The sequence below is a fragment of the Halomonas sp. GXIMD04776 genome (assembly GCF_049808615.1).
Lineage (GTDB): Bacteria > Pseudomonadota > Gammaproteobacteria > Pseudomonadales > Halomonadaceae > Modicisalibacter.
On the sequence record NZ_JBNCAN010000017.1, the window covers coordinates 89037 to 105554 of the forward strand.

16 protein-coding genes are annotated in these 16518 nt (G+C 53.2%); 11 read left to right on the plus strand and 5 right to left on the minus strand.

Going from position 1 to position 16518, the window contains the following annotated elements; genetic code table 11:
• Positions 1-53: 53 nt before the first annotated feature.
• Together mnmE and ACPF7Z_RS12705 are read left to right on the plus strand one after the other, a co-directional pair.
• A complete protein-coding gene (gene mnmE, locus ACPF7Z_RS12700; protein ID WP_425193619.1) occupies positions 54-1430 on the plus strand; it encodes a tRNA uridine-5-carboxymethylaminomethyl(34) synthesis GTPase MnmE in 1377 nt (458 codons plus the stop codon).
• 159 nt (positions 1431-1589) lie between these two features.
• A complete protein-coding gene (locus ACPF7Z_RS12705; RefSeq protein ID WP_425193620.1) occupies positions 1590-3029 on the plus strand; it encodes a sodium/glutamate symporter in 1440 nt (479 codons plus the stop codon).
• Positions 3030-3039: 10 nt separating this feature from the next.
• Here the strand turns inward: ACPF7Z_RS12705 and ACPF7Z_RS12710 are convergent, their stop codons facing one another.
• The 4 genes from ACPF7Z_RS12710 to rdgB all read right to left on the minus strand — a co-directional run bounded on the left by ACPF7Z_RS12710 (position 3040) and on the right by rdgB (position 6485).
• The gene (locus ACPF7Z_RS12710) at positions 3040-3903 is read right to left on the minus strand and encodes a 23S rRNA (adenine(2030)-N(6))-methyltransferase RlmJ (protein WP_425193621.1); all 864 of its coding nucleotides are present in this window, start codon (positions 3901-3903) and stop codon (positions 3040-3042) included.
• A 90-nt stretch (positions 3904-3993) separates the two neighbouring features.
• Positions 3994-4665: an OmpA family protein gene (locus ACPF7Z_RS12715; RefSeq protein WP_425193622.1), complete on the minus strand. Its 672-nt coding sequence runs from the start codon at positions 4663-4665 to the stop codon at positions 3994-3996.
• Positions 4666-4719: 54 nt separating this feature from the next.
• Positions 4720-5889: a radical SAM family heme chaperone HemW gene (hemW, locus tag ACPF7Z_RS12720; protein ID WP_425193623.1), complete on the minus strand. Its 1170-nt coding sequence runs from the start codon at positions 5887-5889 to the stop codon at positions 4720-4722.
• Positions 5889-6485 carry an RdgB/HAM1 family non-canonical purine NTP pyrophosphatase gene (gene rdgB, locus ACPF7Z_RS12725; protein ID WP_425193624.1) on the minus strand — a complete coding sequence of 199 codons (597 nt, stop codon included), beginning with the start codon at positions 6483-6485 and terminating at the stop codon, positions 5889-5891. Before rdgB ends, hemW begins: the two co-directional genes overlap by 1 nt.
• Before the next feature lie 420 nt (positions 6486-6905).
• Between rdgB and ACPF7Z_RS12730 the strand changes: the two genes are divergently transcribed.
• The 9 genes from ACPF7Z_RS12730 to ACPF7Z_RS12770 all read left to right on the plus strand — a co-directional run bounded on the left by ACPF7Z_RS12730 (position 6906) and on the right by ACPF7Z_RS12770 (position 15866).
• Positions 6906-7577: a LuxR C-terminal-related transcriptional regulator gene (locus tag ACPF7Z_RS12730; RefSeq protein WP_425193625.1), complete on the plus strand. Its 672-nt coding sequence runs from the start codon at positions 6906-6908 to the stop codon at positions 7575-7577.
• An 8-nt stretch (positions 7578-7585) separates the two neighbouring features.
• Positions 7586-8095 carry a CsgE family curli-type amyloid fiber assembly protein gene (locus ACPF7Z_RS12735; RefSeq protein ID WP_425193626.1) on the plus strand — a complete coding sequence of 170 codons (510 nt, stop codon included), beginning with the start codon at positions 7586-7588 and terminating at the stop codon, positions 8093-8095.
• Between the two features lie 48 nt (positions 8096-8143).
• Entirely contained in the window at positions 8144-8554 is a 411-nt protein-coding gene (locus tag ACPF7Z_RS12740; protein WP_425193627.1) for a curli assembly protein CsgF, read from the plus strand.
• Between the two features lie 15 nt (positions 8555-8569).
• The gene (locus ACPF7Z_RS12745; RefSeq protein ID WP_425193628.1) at positions 8570-9406 is read left to right on the plus strand and encodes a CsgG/HfaB family protein; all 837 of its coding nucleotides are present in this window, start codon (positions 8570-8572) and stop codon (positions 9404-9406) included.
• Positions 9407-9874: 468 nt separating this feature from the next.
• On the plus strand, positions 9875-10945 hold the full coding sequence (locus tag ACPF7Z_RS12750; RefSeq protein ID WP_425193629.1) for a hypothetical protein: 1071 nt from the start codon (positions 9875-9877) through the stop codon (positions 10943-10945).
• A 253-nt stretch (positions 10946-11198) separates the two neighbouring features.
• Positions 11199-11675 (plus strand): hypothetical protein, encoded by a 477-nt coding sequence (locus tag ACPF7Z_RS12755; protein WP_425193630.1) that lies wholly within the window; start codon positions 11199-11201, stop codon positions 11673-11675.
• Between the two features lie 133 nt (positions 11676-11808).
• Entirely contained in the window at positions 11809-12882 is a 1074-nt protein-coding gene (locus ACPF7Z_RS12760) for a hypothetical protein (RefSeq protein ID WP_425193631.1), read from the plus strand.
• A 388-nt stretch (positions 12883-13270) separates the two neighbouring features.
• Positions 13271-14662 carry a sigma 54-interacting transcriptional regulator gene (locus ACPF7Z_RS12765; protein ID WP_425193632.1) on the plus strand — a complete coding sequence of 464 codons (1392 nt, stop codon included), beginning with the start codon at positions 13271-13273 and terminating at the stop codon, positions 14660-14662.
• A gap of 199 nt (positions 14663-14861) precedes the next feature.
• The gene (locus ACPF7Z_RS12770; RefSeq protein ID WP_425193633.1) at positions 14862-15866 is read left to right on the plus strand and encodes a transporter; all 1005 of its coding nucleotides are present in this window, start codon (positions 14862-14864) and stop codon (positions 15864-15866) included.
• Between the two features lie 18 nt (positions 15867-15884).
• Here ACPF7Z_RS12770 and ACPF7Z_RS12775 read toward each other — a convergent pair whose 3' ends face one another.
• On the minus strand, positions 15885-16316 hold the full coding sequence (locus ACPF7Z_RS12775; protein WP_425193634.1) for a hypothetical protein: 432 nt from the start codon (positions 16314-16316) through the stop codon (positions 15885-15887).
• Positions 16317-16518: the final 202 nt, after the last annotated feature.

Genomic DNA, 16518 nt, shown 5'->3' on the forward strand with positions numbered 1-16518 from the left:
GCTGGCGTTTTTGCTTCCCATACCACTCCCGCTTCCCTCATAAAGGCCATCCCATGAGTGATAGCCGGCTCTATGCACAGGACACCATCGCCGCCTTGGCAACTCCCCCTGGACGCGGTGGTGTCGGCATCATTCGCGTCTCGGGCCCTGCCTGTACATCGATCGCCGAAGCAATGCTAGGTGAGCGCCCAGCGCCTCGTCACGCTCGTTACGGTCCGTTCATGGCGGAGAGGAACCGTCCTCTCGATGAGGGTATCGCGCTGTACTTTCCGGGGCCCCATTCCTTTACTGGCGAAGACGTACTCGAGTTACAGGGCCATGGTGGACCTGTGATCATGGATCTATTGCTGGCTCGCTGCGTCGAGCTTGGCGCCAGGCTCGCGCGCCCTGGGGAGTTCTCCGAGCGCGCCTTTCTCAACGATAAACTGGATTTGGCTCAGGCAGAGGCAATAGCCGACCTGATCGAGGCCAATTCCCAGGCGGCGGCAGAGAATGCGCTACGCTCATTGCAAGGAGAGTTCTCACGGCGTGTGGAAGCGCTCGTGCAGCAATTGATCGAATTGCGTCTTTACGTCGAGGCGGCTATCGACTTCCCGGACGAGGAGATCGATTTTCTCGCTGATGGCAGGGTTGCTGAGCAACTTGCGGCCATCCAGGGGGCCTTGGAAGAAGTACGTAAGTCCGCAAGCCAGGGTGCATTGATGCGGGAAGGCATGAACGTGGTGATCGCTGGACGTCCCAATGCTGGTAAATCAAGCTTGCTCAACGCCTTGACCGAGCAGGAAACCGCTATCGTCACCGCGGTCGAGGGCACGACGCGGGATGTACTGCGTGAACACATTCATCTTGATGGCATGCCACTGCATATTATCGATACGGCGGGGCTTCGCGACACTCCGGATGCGGTGGAACGGATCGGAGTAGCCCGCGCCTGGGCGGAGATCGAAAAGGCGGATCGCGTGTTGTTGCTGGTGGATGCCGCCGCCACCGAGGCACTGGATCCCATGGTGATATGGCCTGAATTCGTTGCCCGTCTGCCCGATCCCCAACGCCTGACACTGATCCGCAACAAGATCGATACCAGCCATGAACCCGCGGGCCTCGATGCCACCACGACGCCACCGACGCTACGCCTGTCGGCCAAGACGGGGGCGGGAATGGATAGTTTGAAGGAGCATCTGAAAACCATCATGGGCTACAGCGCCACGACGGAAGGGCGTTTTTCGGCGCGCCGCCGTCACCTGGACGCCTTGAATCGTGCGGAGTTAGCGCTTACTAACGGTACAGCGCAACTACAGGGCCATGGTGCGGGCGAACTCCTCGCTGAAGACCTGCGCGAAGCACAGCAGGCGCTAGGAGAAATTACCGGTGAATTCAGCGCCGATGATCTGCTGGGCAAGATCTTCGGAGAGTTCTGCATCGGAAAATGACGCGGAAAACGGCCAGTCACCTTGATGACCGGTACCTCGACGATTGAACAGCGGTTGGTATTTTTACGCCCATATTCTACTTTACAAAGAATTCCTTAATTTTACGGATTCAATTTGCGACGATGAAGGAGTCGTCGTACGTGGAAAAGGAGTTCCATCATGTCGGTTGCCGAGCTATTCGTTGCCTTGATGATCATTGGCATGATCTTGCTGCTCAGTGCGATCATCAGAGCTCATGTGCGCTGGATGCGAGCCATCTTCTTGCCCAGCTCGGTGATCGGCGGGGTACTTGCGCTCCTTGCCGGACCGGCGGTACTCGGTGCGCTCGCTGGATCGCCTTTCGAGAATGGCAAAGGCATCTTTCCGAATTATATCTACAGTAGTTGGCTGGACATGCCCGGCCTACTGATCTCCGTCGTCTTTGCCGCGCTGTTTCTGGGAAAACCGCTGCCGGGCTTGCGCGAGATATGGATGCGGGCGGGTCCACAGGTGGTGGTTGGCCAAACCATGGCCTGGGGTCAATATGTGGTGGGCCTCTCCCTCGCACTGCTGGTTCTGACCCCGGTGTTCGGTGTCAATCCCATGATTGGCGCATTGATCGAGATGGGATTCGAAGGTGGTCATGGGACTGCGGCGGGCATGGCCGGTACCTTCACCGAGTTGGGTTTCGAGGAAGGCGCCGACCTAGCCCTCGGCATGGCAACGATCGGCATCGTTGCCGGGGTATTGATCGGTACTCTCTTGATCAACATTGCGGCCCGGCGAGGCATTCTCACCTCCCTCGAGCAGGAGTCGACGCAGACCAGGTCCCATGAACCCAGCGCTGATCAGGTCGCGGCTTTCAAGCAGGATCTGGAGCACGAGTCCAGCGCCACCGACCCACTCAGCTTTCATCTTGGGCTGGTCGGGGTGGCGATCGTCATCGGCTGGCTGATCCTGAAAGCGCTGCAATGGATCGAGGATGTCACCTGGGCAAGCGGTGGTGGCATCGAGATCATGGAGCATGTGCCCTTGTTTCCCATTGCCATGATCGGCGGTGTCATCATTCAACTGATCGTCATGCGCTGCGGTTGGGAAAGACACATCTCGGCACGCACCATGAGTCGCATTTCCGGCACGGCTCTGGATTACACGATAGTCGCCGCGCTGGCCACCCTATCTCTCACGGCCTTGGGTGAATACCTGGTGCCTTTCCTGCTTCTCGCCTTGACGGGCATTGCCTGGGTATTGTTCGTACTCTTGGTGATTGCGCCCCGAATCATTCCCGAGAATTGGTTCGAGCGAGGGATCGGCGATATGGGTCAGTCCATGGGGGTTACCGTCACCGGCATCCTATTGATGCGTGTAGCAGATCCCAAGAATGAATCCGGTGCCATGGAAAGCTTCGGCTATAAACAATTGCTGTTCGAACCTGTCGTTGGAGGCGGTCTGTTCACCGCTGCCGCATTGCCCCTGATCGCCCAGTTTGGCCCTCTGACCGTACTTGGTCTGACCGCGGCGCTGACCTTGGGATGGCTGGCATTCGGCTTTCTTTATTTCAATCGCCTGGTGCCTGAGCGTGGGCGTGGTCGTTTGAATCCGAAGGTGAAGCAGCGTTGATAGGCAAACACTACTCTCCCACCCACCAATATCCTCTGTGGCAAGCTTCGCCACCCAGACAGGTCACGACTCGCTGCATAGCGTTCTCGATCTTCCGATCCAGTCCCCAGGGCGGATTGAACAGCAGCAGGCCGCTGCCATACATGCCATGTTCCTGTCCCGGCGCATGGTGCCTTAATTCACTGCACCAGAGTTTGCGTAGCCCAGCCTGTTTGACGTCATCAAGCAGGCTTTGGTGTCTTCCGGCGGGCAGTAGCGGATACCACACCAGCACCACCGCATGACGCACCTTTCGAGCCACGAATGCGAGGGTCTCGGCGACCTCGTTGTATTCCTGCTTGCGCTCATAGCTGGGATCGATCAAAACACAAAGTCGAGGCGTGGCAACGGGTAACATGCCTCGCAGCCCCAACAAGCCGTCAGCACGGTAACGTTGTGCGTTGGAGGGCAACGGCTGAGCTTCGAGATGCTGCTGTTCACCGGGATGCAGTTCGAACAGATGAAGTCTATCCTGCTGGCGAAGGGCTTGGGCTAGCCACCACGGAGAGCCGGGATAATGTGTCAATTGCCCTCTGTTGACACCTTGTGCCTTGGCCAACTCGCCAAGCCATTCATGTATCAGGCCCTTTTCGCTGCCATCGCTGTTAGTCAGCGCTGCGCGTGTTCGCCAAAGCGGCAAAACTCCTTTCTCATACTCCTTAAGCTTCTGCGTCTCGGCGTCGGCCAGAGGGTAGTTGCCACGACCGGCATGCGTGTCCACATACGTAACAGCCGTTTCTTTACGTAAAAGGTTGCGTTGTGCCGCGAAAAGTATCAAATGCTTATGAACATCCGCAAAATTGCCGGCATGATAGGCATGCTGATAAGCGAGCATGGGCATTCTTCCGAAATAAAAACCCGTCGCGGTGTCGCAACGGGCTGGTCTTCGAACACTCGTGACAAAATAGCCGCGAGCAAGGGGCCATTACTGCTGTTGAGTAGGCGCCAAGGTAATCTCGACACGACGATTTTGCGCCCGTCCTTGCTCATTGGCATTACTGGCGATCGGCTGATTTTCACCGTAGCCGACAATGTTGAGACGTTGACGCGCAACACCACCTTGCATCAGGTAATTTCCCACCGCGTCGGCACGGCGCTGAGAAAGACGCTGATTGTAGTCCTCGGCACCACTGCTATCCGTATGGCCTGCCACGGTGATACGCGTTTCGGGATATTCACGCATGACTGCAGAGGCATCGTTGAGCGCCTGACGTGCCGCCCCCGTGAGCTCACTGGAATCAAAGTCAAAGGTGACACCGCTGGGCATGTTGAGAACGATGTTGTCGCCCTCTCGCTCTACCCCGATCCCGGTACCCTGTAGCCGGTCGCGTAATTGCGCCTCCTGGCGATCCATGTAATAACCGATTCCGCCGCCGGCAGCGGCACCTGCTGCAGCACCGATCAAGGCGCGATCACGTCGACTGGAACTCCCATCACCACTCAAGGCGCCCGCTATAGCACCCACTGCAGCGCCGATACCCGCACCCGTAGTTGCCTTGGCACGCTGTGTTTCACCACTTTGGGGATTGGTCGTGGTGCAACCAGTGACTGCTATAGCGGCTGTCAGAGGTAGGGCCAGCCAGAATTGCTTACTCATTTCTTATGAAACTCCTTGATAGTCATCGACGGCTCATCAACTTCACGCCAGCCGTCAGCTGTCGCTTATCGAGGCGAGAAGGTCGTTCAAGAATAACAGACCTTTGGGTGATGCTTTTAGGCGTAAAGGATCATTTATCAACAATCCTTTTTCACGAGCTTGCACTAGCTTATTTTCCAACTCCTCGACAGGACGACCACTTGTTCGAGGCCACTGCTGAAGTGATACACCGTTCACCAAACGTAATGCATTCATGGCGAACTCGAGAGGTAAGGCAGAAGTGGCGACTCGCTGACTGCCGGCCAAAAATCCTCTCGGATCATGATGGCGACGCAGATATGACGCCGGCTGGCGGCTCTTCCAGTAGCGTTCGACAATCAGCCCTCCGTTCTCCGACCAGCGACTCAGCTTGCCGTGGGCACCGGCACCGATACCCATATAGTCGCCAAACTGCCAATAATTGAGATTGTGTCGCGAGCGGCGCTCCTGGCGCGCATAGGCGGATATCTCATAGCGCAACAACCCCGCGCGTTCAAGCCGTTCATGTCCCGCATCCTGTATATCCCAGAGAACCTCGTCTCCGGGCAAGGAGGGTGGGTGAGAATAGAACTCGGTATTGGGCTCCAGTGTCAGCTGATACCAGGAGAGATGTTCGGGAGTCAGGGCCAGCGCCTGCTCGATATCCGCCAGGGCCAACGCTACATCCTGCTGGGGTAAGCCGTGCATCAAATCCAGGTTCAGATTGTCGAACCCTGCACTACGGGCGCTGTTCACGGCATTATAGGCCTGCTCACCATCGTGAATACGTCCCAGCGCTTTCAATTGCTCGGGCTGAAAACTCTGCACTCCAAGCGATAAGCGGTTGATACCGGCATCGCGATACCCCCCGAAGCGTCCTTGCTCCAAGGTCCCGGGATTCGCTTCGATCGTAATTTCGCAATCAGGCGCTAATTCCAGGCGTTCGTCGACCCCCTTGAGTAGATGACGATAGAAGTCGGATGACATCAGGCTGGGGGTACCACCACCGATGAAGATGCTGACCAGTTCTCGAGGAATGATCCGCGTCAACTCTTCTTCCAGATCGGCCAATAGAGCCGCTAGATAGGCTCGCTCGGGCAGTTCCCGAGAGCGGTCGATTCCATGGGAATTGAAGTCGCAATAGGGGCATTTGCGCACACACCAGGGCACGTGCACATAAAGCGCGAGGGGCGGCAATTTCATCATTAGCGTAACTGCTCGATGAGGGCTTGGAGCGCGCGGCCGCGATGGCTCAAGAGATTCTTTTCTTGTGCGCTGAGTTCGGCAACGCTCATGGCCTTCTCCGGAACCCAAAACAGAGGATCGTACCCAAAACCGCCTTTTCCTCGAGGGCGAGCGAGAATTTCACCTTCCCAACTGGCCTGCACAATGCGCGGGACCGGATCATCGACATGACGCAACAGCACCAGCACGCACCAGTAACGTGCTGTTCGTTGACCTTCGGGTATTGAGTCCATCGCCTCGAGTAACTTGCGATTGTTGTCCTCGTCACTGCTGCCTTCCCCCGCATAACGCGCTGAGAAGACCCCCGGGGCACCCTGCAAGGCATCGACCTCCAGACCCGAATCGTCGGCCAGTGCCATTAACCCACTAATACGGCACGCTTCGCGGGCCTTGAGCAGTGCATTCTCGACGAATGTCGAACCCGTCTCATCGACTTCGAATGACGCGAATTCCGTCTGTGAATGTAACGCAATGCCCAAGGGTTCGAATAGCGTACTGAATTCTCTCAACTTTCCAGGGTTATTACTGGCCAATACCATTGCCTGACGAGCACTCACCAAGGCGCCTCCTAAAAAAGCTAATTCATTTTAAGTGCTCAACGCCTGTTCGGGAAAGGAGATATCAGGCGTTGCATCGTCCCACAATTCAAGGGAGCGATTTTATAAAAGCATTAAAAAATTAATCGAAAAAAAACTAAAACTTCCTAGATAAAAAATACTACTAGCCTGTTTTTATTGTAGGTAACGAACCTTTTTCCTGTTAGATACTTCCAAGAATAACTCTAACTTATTGATTATACATAGTTTTATTCATTTATTGGATAAATGGAATGGTTTTTATGAGAAAAAAGAATATACACATTTTTGTAACTTAACTTTACAATGAAGCGAAAAAAGGTAACCCTATCTCAATCCTCCGCATGGATGTAGAGGCATCTCAACGCCTTACAACCTACGACAGACTTTTGGAGCAAACGCATGGAACATGAAAATTCTCTGATATTACTTGTGACAGACTGCAATCCCCAGTCCCAGCTCTTCATGGATTATATCGCTGAGCAACTGGACTGTCAGATCACAGCGGTCAGTCCCCAGGATTCCGTCGACAACCTGGAAAATGACAGCATTCTGGTATTGCTCGATGCCGATCACGTCGATGAAAGCAGTATGCAGCAGTGGCACGGGCGCTCTGCCGAACGCCTATCGATGACCCTGGCTGCTTTCAATCTACGCGACGAGGACCACGCCGCTGACGTCCTCGCATCACTTCACCTGCAGGGCGTGTTTTATCGACGCGATAGCCTGCAACTGATCTGTAAAGGCATTGGAGCTCTACTCGAGGGCGATCTGTGGATGTCGCGCTCGCTGATGACCCGCTTGATCGAATTCTATCGCCGCCAGCAGCTCAATGCCTATCGTCCGGTCTGCGGGCTTACTCATCGCGAGCTGGAGATCATCGGTCTGCTCGGCTCCGGGGCTTCCAATACCGAGATCGCCGATAAACTGTTTGTCAGTGAGCATACGGTGAAGTCTCACCTTTACAACATCTTTCGCAAGATCAAGGTCCACAACCGCATCCAGGCCATGAATTGGGCACGTCAGAATCTGGGCGCACCACCCCCCAGCCATCAGAAATCCCCAAGGCGCTGAGGCACGTCATGCTGTTGAAGCCAAAGGTGATTGCCGTTGTCCTGCTGATGGGATTACAGCAGGCCCAGGCGGAATCGATACCCGCTCCGAATGAGGCCGTTCAGCCTGCAGAGGCGGGCATACCGGCTTCTGCCGACGACAGGCCCGAGGGGGATGACGGCCCGGCCAGCGAGACGCTGACGCCTGCCGAGCCGGCACTGACCGGCCTGCTGGTGGATCGCACCATCACCATGATCGGTAAGACGTTTTTCCAGAGGTTCAGTCAGTTACGTCTGGATAGTGTCATTCTCAGTAATACCAGCCTGGCCATACACGAGCGTCCTTCCGCACGCTGGGGGAGCATCGTGTGGGTGTCCGAAGGCACACGTATTCTTTTCGAGGCCACGTTGCCACCCCGGTTAAGTGACGTAGATCAATACGCCGAGGCCGCAGTGGGACAAGTGGAACAACTGGTACTGAAAAGCAAGGTCTCCCAGGCATTGCAATCCGATGGGGATCTGGCGGACGACGAATTCTGAACCGTCGTCCATCGACTACGCAAAACGCTATAACGCAGGGGATAACCTATGAGACTTCCATATTGGCTCTTGTCCTTGGCACTGGCTTCTACAGGTGCTCAGGCCGGGGAGCTTGTCTATCGACCCATCAACCCTTCCTTCGGTGGCGACCCCCTGGTGGGCAATTATCTGCTCAACAAGGCGCAATCCCAGGACAATAACGAAGACCCGGATGCACCGGACTTTGGCGATTTCTCCCCCAACCAGTTCAAGATAGAAGAAACCGTCTATGAAAGCCTCGATGATGCTATTCAGGCTGCAAAAGACGGCGAGTCAGGGAGTTTCAGCACCATCGATAGCCCCAATCTACGCTTTCAGGTCGAGAGCCTAGGCAATGGTGGATACAAGTTGATCATCACGGATCGCGCCACCGGCGAGATCACGAGTGTCAACATTGGTGGCGCTAGTCCCAATTTCTAACCCAGGGGAGCCAAAATGAAATTTCTAAGAATCTGTCTGGTGACCTCCCTGCTGGCACTGGGTGGCTGCACCAGCATGGTCAATCACGCCGAGGGGCTGGAAAGCGCCCCGGCCACCTTGATGCCGCGTTCCGGCACCTACGGCGACCTGATCAGTCTGCCCAGGCCAAGTGCCAAGATCTATGCCGCCGTCTATGATTTCCGCGATCAGACCGGCCAGTACAAGCCTCAACCGGCGAGCACCTTCTCAACCGCTGTCACCCAGGGTGGAGCCGCCATGCTCAGCGCCGCTCTGGCGGATTCCGGCTGGTTCATTCCTCTTGAACGCGTAGGGCTACAGAATCTGCTGACCGAACGCAAGATCATTCGCGCCAATCTGGAACGCCTTGGCCGGCCAGAAGCGCTGGAAACACTCAATGCAGCCCGTATTCTGCTCGAGGGCGGCATCATCGCCTATGAATCGAATATTCGCACCGGCGGGGCAGGCGCAGAATATTTTGGGATCGGCGCCTCGGGCAAATACCAGGTCGACCAGGTGACCGTTAATCTGCGTGCAGTGGACATTGCCACCGGTGAGGTCCTCAGTAATGTGACGACCAGCAAGACCGTCTTCTCACACGAGCTAAGGGCCGGCGTCTATCGCTTCATCGACTTCAAGCGGTTGCTGGAGGGGGAAGTCGGTTATACCAACAATGAGCCGGTACAACTGGCCGTCATGTCCGCCATCGAATCGTCGGTCATTCATTTGATTGCACGGGGCGTTCGCGATCAGCTCTGGTCATTGGCAGATCCCAACGAGGTTCAAAACCCGATTCTCAGCACCTATCTAGAGGCGCCTACACCATTACTCTAGGCTTGCCTGTATTGCATTCCTTTTACCGAGGCGCCCTGATGGGCGCCTTTTTTGTCCTGCCACTCCCTTTCTTTCGCACCATGCGGGAGCCACCCTCCCGCTGAAAAAAATTAATAAATTAAATTATTTAACATTGTGTTTTTAATACTATCGGTCTGTAAAAAAGTCATCTCGTTAATACATGTAAATAAAGTTATCTTCCTATTGTTGAGGTTTCTTTTTGTGTCAAGACTGTAACTTAAGAATACAGCTCTCGAAGAGTGCTGGTCGCAATAATGAGAGAACAAAATAAAAATACTTTTATTATTTATTCGGTCGATATTTGACCAACATGAATGAAAGCTGAATTTGGCTTTCAGACTAAAGGGATATTCTCCTTTGAATTTAAAGAAAAAGCTCGGTCTTTGATCGAGTCTTTATCTTTAACACCATGGAATACATAGCAACATTCAAAAAAGGAAGGGAACTATGAAATTTAAGGTAGCACTACTGGCCGCCTCCGTAGCTTTCTCAGCCAGCGCCATCGCCGCAGAAAACGACGCGACCGTCGATCAGAGTGGGCAAAAGAACGTGCTCAACTCCCATCAGCTGGGATACGCCAATACCGCGCACCTTCAGCAATCCGGCTGGAATGGTAGCGTGGAGTTGCTGCAGAAAGGACAGCACAACAACGCTAACGTCGATCAGAGTGGCGCGCACGAATCAGCGGATGTCTACCAGACCGGTTACGCCAACGATTCGAGCACGACACAAGAAGGTTACGACAACCATCTCGTGAGCGTACAGAAGGGTCAATACAACCGTTCCGATGTCACCCAGAGTGGCATGATGGGTAAGGCAGATATCTATCAGACTGGATACGCCAACGAGTCGGAAGTCACCCAAGGCGGAGAAGGCAACAGCGCCGTTTCGGTACAGAAAGGGCAGTACAACAGCTCCGACGTCACCCAGAGCGGCAATCGTAACCTGGCGGACGTCTACCAGGCTGGTTACGCCAACGAATCCAGCATCACCCAGGGTGACGGCTATGGCAATAAAGCTGTCTCTGTCCAGAAAGGACAGTACAACAGTTCGGAAATCACTCAGGAGGGTATCAAGGCCTCTGCTGATGTCTACCAGGCCGGCTATGCCAACGAATCCAGCATCACCCAGAGCAGCTACAAGAACGTGGCTGATATCACTCAGAAGGGTGAATTCAATACCTCTGAAGTGACCCAGTCTGCCATGAAGAACAGGGCCGATGTTTATCAGGCAGGTTACGACAACTACTCCTCTATCGAGCAGACTCGTCGTGACAACACTGCCAAGGTCACCCAAAAAGGCACTTACAATGTCGCTGAGATTTCACAGCATGGCATCAATGACGTAGCCGATATCCATCAGCAAGGCTACGACAACTACGCTGCCATCAATCAGAGTGCTGCGGGCCTGGGCACGCTGGCGCGTAACTACGCGGAAATCGTTCAGAGCGGCTATGGCAACAGCGCCACCATCAATCAGTCCGGTGGTTACAATAACGCTTCTGTCTACCAGAACTAAGAAGTACTTCTTCAGTACTTGAATGCTGAAGACTTCAAGACCCCGCCGTATGGCGGGGTCTTTTGCTGGAGCAAGCCGCTCAGCCCGAGCGAGCATGAAAGTAGCAAAAAACTAATTAACTACGATTAATGAAGTAAACATAACACCTTTAAATGGCACTGCTTTAACCATCCTATGATTCATCTTAACTTCTGATGGCAACGGATTCTTTATGTATCAATATGTAACCATTAGAAAACGAAGAGTGACTGTCATGAACCTGAGAGCCTTCACCGTGATGATCGGATTGAGTCTGCTGACGCAGCACGCCTTGGCAGAAGATCTCGCCATCGGGTCCGAGCTCCGTGCCGGCTTTTACGCCGACAGCAACTCAGCGCGTTCCGAACAGCGGAATAATGGCAACGATGCCAGCACGGTACAGCATGGCCAAAGAAATATGGCAACCATCCGACAGCAGGGCGTCCATAACCGTGCGACGCTGCGTCAACAAGGAACAGAGCACAACGCCGCCATTCTACAACTAGGCGGCTATAACAGTGCGGATATCCTCCAATCGGGATCTGGCCATGACGCAACGATCGAGCAACGTGGCCACGGTAAGCAAGCCAGCATCGAACAACACGGCGTTCGTGGCAAAGCCGATATTCGCCAACTAGGCACGAGCAGTACGCCTGTCAGCATCTCTCAGATCGCCAATGGTCGGATGCAGGTACAGGTAATTCAGCGGTGACATCCTAAGAACCTGGCGTGTGGGTTACACGAGGGAAAGGGTTCTAAAACAGAGTGTCATGTCGCAAAGCAGGGCAATAACGACGCTTGAAAAGCGCAAAAAAGCAAGTAAAAACCAACTGAAGGGAACAACCATGAAATTCAAAGTAGCCTTACTCGCAGCATCCGTCGCTTTCTCCGCCAGCGCAATTGCCGGTGACAACGACGCCCAGGTCAATCAGAGCGGCCTGCACAACTATGCCGACGCGTTCCAGACCGGTACCGCAAACACACTGCGCATGGATCAGTCCAACCTTTTAAATGACGCGACAAGCGTGCAGAAAGGGCAGCACAACAAGGTCAAAATCGACCAAAACGGCTTTTCTGGTTCCGCCGACGTCTATCAGGCCGGCTACGCCAACAAGTCAGTAACGAAGCAGGGCGGCCTCCACGATGACGCCAAGTCCGTACAGAAAGGCCAGTACAACGAGTCGAAGGTCACGCAGCACGGCATGTTCGACGGCGTGAAGGCGGACATCTATCAGGCCGGCTACGCCAACCAGTCCGCGACCGTCCAGTCCGGTGTCAACAATGATATCGTCTCCGTGCAGAAAGGCACCTATAACGAATCCAACGTGACCCAGAGTGTCTTTAACAACGATGCGAATATCTATCAGGCCGGCTACGCCAACAAGTCCGATGTAGAACAGGGCGGCGGCTACAGCAACGACGTTGTTTCCGTGCAGAAGGGCACCTATAACGAGTCCGAAATCACTCAGAGCAGCATCAAGGCCTCCGCCGATGTTTATCAGGCCGGCTACGCCAACAAGTCCAGCATCAATCAGTATAGCTACAAGAACAACGCCGATATCGTGCAGAAGGGCGAGTTCAACGAATCCAGGGTCGCGCAGCACAGCAAGGAAAACATGGCCGATGTCTTCCAGGCCGGATACGCCAACGACTCGTCCATTACACAGGATCGTGAGAACCATGCCACGGTCGTGCAGAAGGGCACCTACAACGAGTCAGACATCCTCCAAGACGGTATGTACGATGTCGCCGATGTCTTCCAGGCCGGTCACGGCAACGAAGCCACTATCCGTCAAAGCGCCCATGGCTTTGGCAGCTTCATGACCAATCGTGCCACTGTTACTCAGCACGGCTACGGCAACAGCGCCACCATCCATCAATCCGGCGGTGGCAACGGCGCAACTGTCTATCAGTATTGATAAATACAGCCCTGCCGTTTAGCAGGATCGCAAGCCCCGCTTCGGCGGGGCTTCTTCATTTAAGTATTATTAATTAACAAATGTTTCTAATGTAATGACAAATTTTGTGATGGCCGATGCTAAGCTTTTATTATTAAAGATAAAATTAAAATTAACATAGGTTATTAATCTATATATTCCAAAAACATCTAAACATCTTGGCTATTCTAGCTTTACAGATACAGTAAAAAGAACAATGTTAAACAGGTTGAAGATGGTTTCTCAATCTTATTGCTACAGAAAATGGTTTGCATTTAATGGAAAGGTGAGATCATTTTTGTTCAGAAAAAACGCTTATCACAGGGAAGGATAAGCCAAATAACAATAAATTCCCCCCATGAGGACGCCAATGAACACGTCAAAAGACTTGCTGATCGTCGGTGCCCCTCCCATAGGTACGAAGCAAGTATCTAAAGCGATGAAAGCCTATGGCTGGTCAGTTTACCATGCCGATGACATCTATCAGATTTCAATACTGGCTGAACATTCTTCCCCAGCCGTAGGCCTGCTATACCTGACATCGGAAAATCTTTTAAAGATTACTGATATTGAAAATACCCTCGTTGGTGATAGCAGGAAGTGGATAGCGCTTATCGATCGTGATCTTCAAGAAAACGTCATATTAAGCCGTTTGATAGATCATTTGTTTTTTGCTTATCACATTATACCCATAGATCACAAACAACTCGAATGCCTTCTCAATCATGCACTTTCCATGGCATACCTGAATTGCATGAATACCGTCGAGGGTGTTAATGAAAGCCTGCCTGAAGATCATGAGATAATAGGAGCCACCTCGACCATTCATAAGCTTTTTAAAACGATTGACAAGGTGGCCAATGTTGATGCTCCAATTTACATCAGTGGAGAATCGGGTACCGGTAAGGAGTTGACGGCTCATGCTATCCATAAACGATCCACACGCACTGAAAAACCGTTTGTTGCTGTTAATTGCGGAGCCATACCCGGTAACTTGATCCAATCAGAACTCTTTGGTCATGAAAAAGGCGCCTTCACGGGAGCTTGCACGCGCCGAATTGGCCGCATCGAGGCCGCTGCGGGGGGAACTCTATTTTTGGACGAGATTGGCGATCTACCCTTCGAAATGCAGGTCAATCTTCTACGTTTTATCGAGAATAGAACAATCCAGCGTCTGGGTAGCCTTGAGGAAATTTCGGTCGATGTCCGCATCCTTTCTGCTACGCACAGTAATCTTGAAGAGGCTGTGAAAGGTGGATGCTTTCGGGAAGATTTATATCATCGACTTAACGTCATACGAATTGACATCCCACCTCTGCGCGAACGAGGTGATGATATCGAGTTATTGGCAAACCACTTCTTCAAAAAATTCCTGAACAGGAAGTCGATGACGGTTCGAGCTTTCAGCCATGATGCTCTCATTTCATTGAGGCAATACCACTGGCCAGGTAATGTGCGTGAACTCATCAATCGTATTCGCCGCGCCATGGTGCTTTGTGAACATCGCCTGATTCGACCCATTGATCTTGGCTTGGAGCGTCGTCGCTATCCTCGTCATGCGATAACCTTGGAACAGGCGCGTTGTCTTGCGGAACGCGATGTAATACAGGCCGCACTGGCGCGTAACAAGGATAGTATTCAGAATACCGCCAAAGACCTCGATATCTCCCGTGTAACGCTCTATCGCTTGATTGACAAGCACGAAATCTGCCGTTGCTGTCGCGATAACGAACTCGTCTGCTCTATTAAAATTGCCAAATAACAATTTTTTATTTACAGGAAATTGCTTTTAAAAAGCACAGATACTACTAAAATTCAAATAAAGATGAACTACAAGGGCACGGTAATTACATAATAATTTTAAGATCAATACAAAGGAGTGAGGATCGGAGAACATGAAAACAATGCTCAGAACAACCGCTGTCTTTGTTATCGCCTCAGCATTGGTTACAGAAGCAACCTTGGCGCAAGAAACCGGTCAACAGACGCCTGTTGGACAAGCACCGCCTGCGACCCCCACCACGCCGCCGGAAGTCCGCGGTGTGCCCTCGGATATAGGGGGCGTTCTGACCCCCAAGGGCCGACTGGTACTGGAACCGGCACTGCAATATTCCCATTCAAGTGTGAATCGCGTCACTTTCCGGGGTATCGAGATTCTCAGCACATTGCTGATAGGGGTCTTCGATATCGAGGATGCGGATCGCGATACCTGGACCGCTTCGGTGACGGCACGCCTGGGGATCACCAACCGTCTCGAACTCGAGTTGAAGGTGCCCTATGTCTATCGGGATGACACTCTCAATGCGGTAGTCGCCGACACCGAGGGCACCAATATCGTGCGTGACATCTCCAGTGATGGGTTGGGGGACATCGAGCTGGCGGCTCATTATCAGATCAACGATGGACGCGATGGCTGGCCCTATTTCATCGGTAATCTGCGTTACAAGACAGTGACCGGTGATGGCCCTTTCGATGTGGCGCGGGATGCCGATGGGATCGAGCAGGAGTTGGCGACGGGATCCGGGTTTCACTCCATCGAACCGAGCCTGACCATGCTTTATCCCTCTGATCCGGCAGTATTCTTTGCCAACGTAGGCTATCTGTTCAATCTGGAGGACGACATCAATGAACGCGTTGGGCCTACCGATGTCGGCGAGGTGGATCCAGGCAATGCGCTACGGCTGAGTTTTGGTATGGCCTATTCGATCAATGAAAAGGCCGCCTTCACCTTAGGCTTCAAGAATGATTTCATCGACGAAACGGAAACCGAGCTTATCGATGTCACTTCCGGCGCTTCTTCTCGACAGGAGTCCAGTACGCTTAACGTGGGAGCCCTGCTTCTGGGCTGGTCCTATCAGGTCAATCCCGACACTGCGATCAATCTTGGTCTGGAACTCGGGGTTACGGAGGATGCTCCCGATACCTTGCTCACGCTGCGCGTTCCCTTCGGTATGGACGCGTTCTAGCGCTACGTACATAACGATCTAAAAGCCTAGCGAATTGGCGATTCGTGTCCGTGTCTGAGCCGCACGAAGCGCCTCCATGTTGTGGATATCCAGACGGACATCGAGTTGCTGGCGGATATCCCGCCCCGAGGCATTGCTGACGACCGTGCTCAAGATGGCTTCTTGGGTAAGATTGTGCAGTGCCGCGGTAAAGCCTTTGGCATCCTCCACCACCAGCCCCCGAAAACTCTCCATCCCCATCAAATTGACGCTTTGTGGGGTCAATTCAACGACGGACTGACCGGTACCCGGCCCCACCTGTGATACCCGTTGCGGGTGCGACGCAACATCATGAATAGCGGTGTTCTCGAGCGTCTGTGTGACGATATTGGCGCCGGCCCGACTGATATTCATCACGGTTTCCAGACGAATATTATCGATCATGGTGCGCAGGGTTGCACCAAAGCTCATATCCAACCCTCCCGCGCTGAATCCACCGCGCAGATCGGCCAGCATCGACTCTTCGATGATATTCGCGTGGCTGAATGGGGACTCCCGAGTTCGACAGTTAGAAGCGTAATCTATTGATTAGCCTGGAAACGCCTTTTCAAAATTGGCACTACAAGCGTGATGCAGCAGGTGCCGGCAGGCCAATGGCTTCGAAAAGATCGCG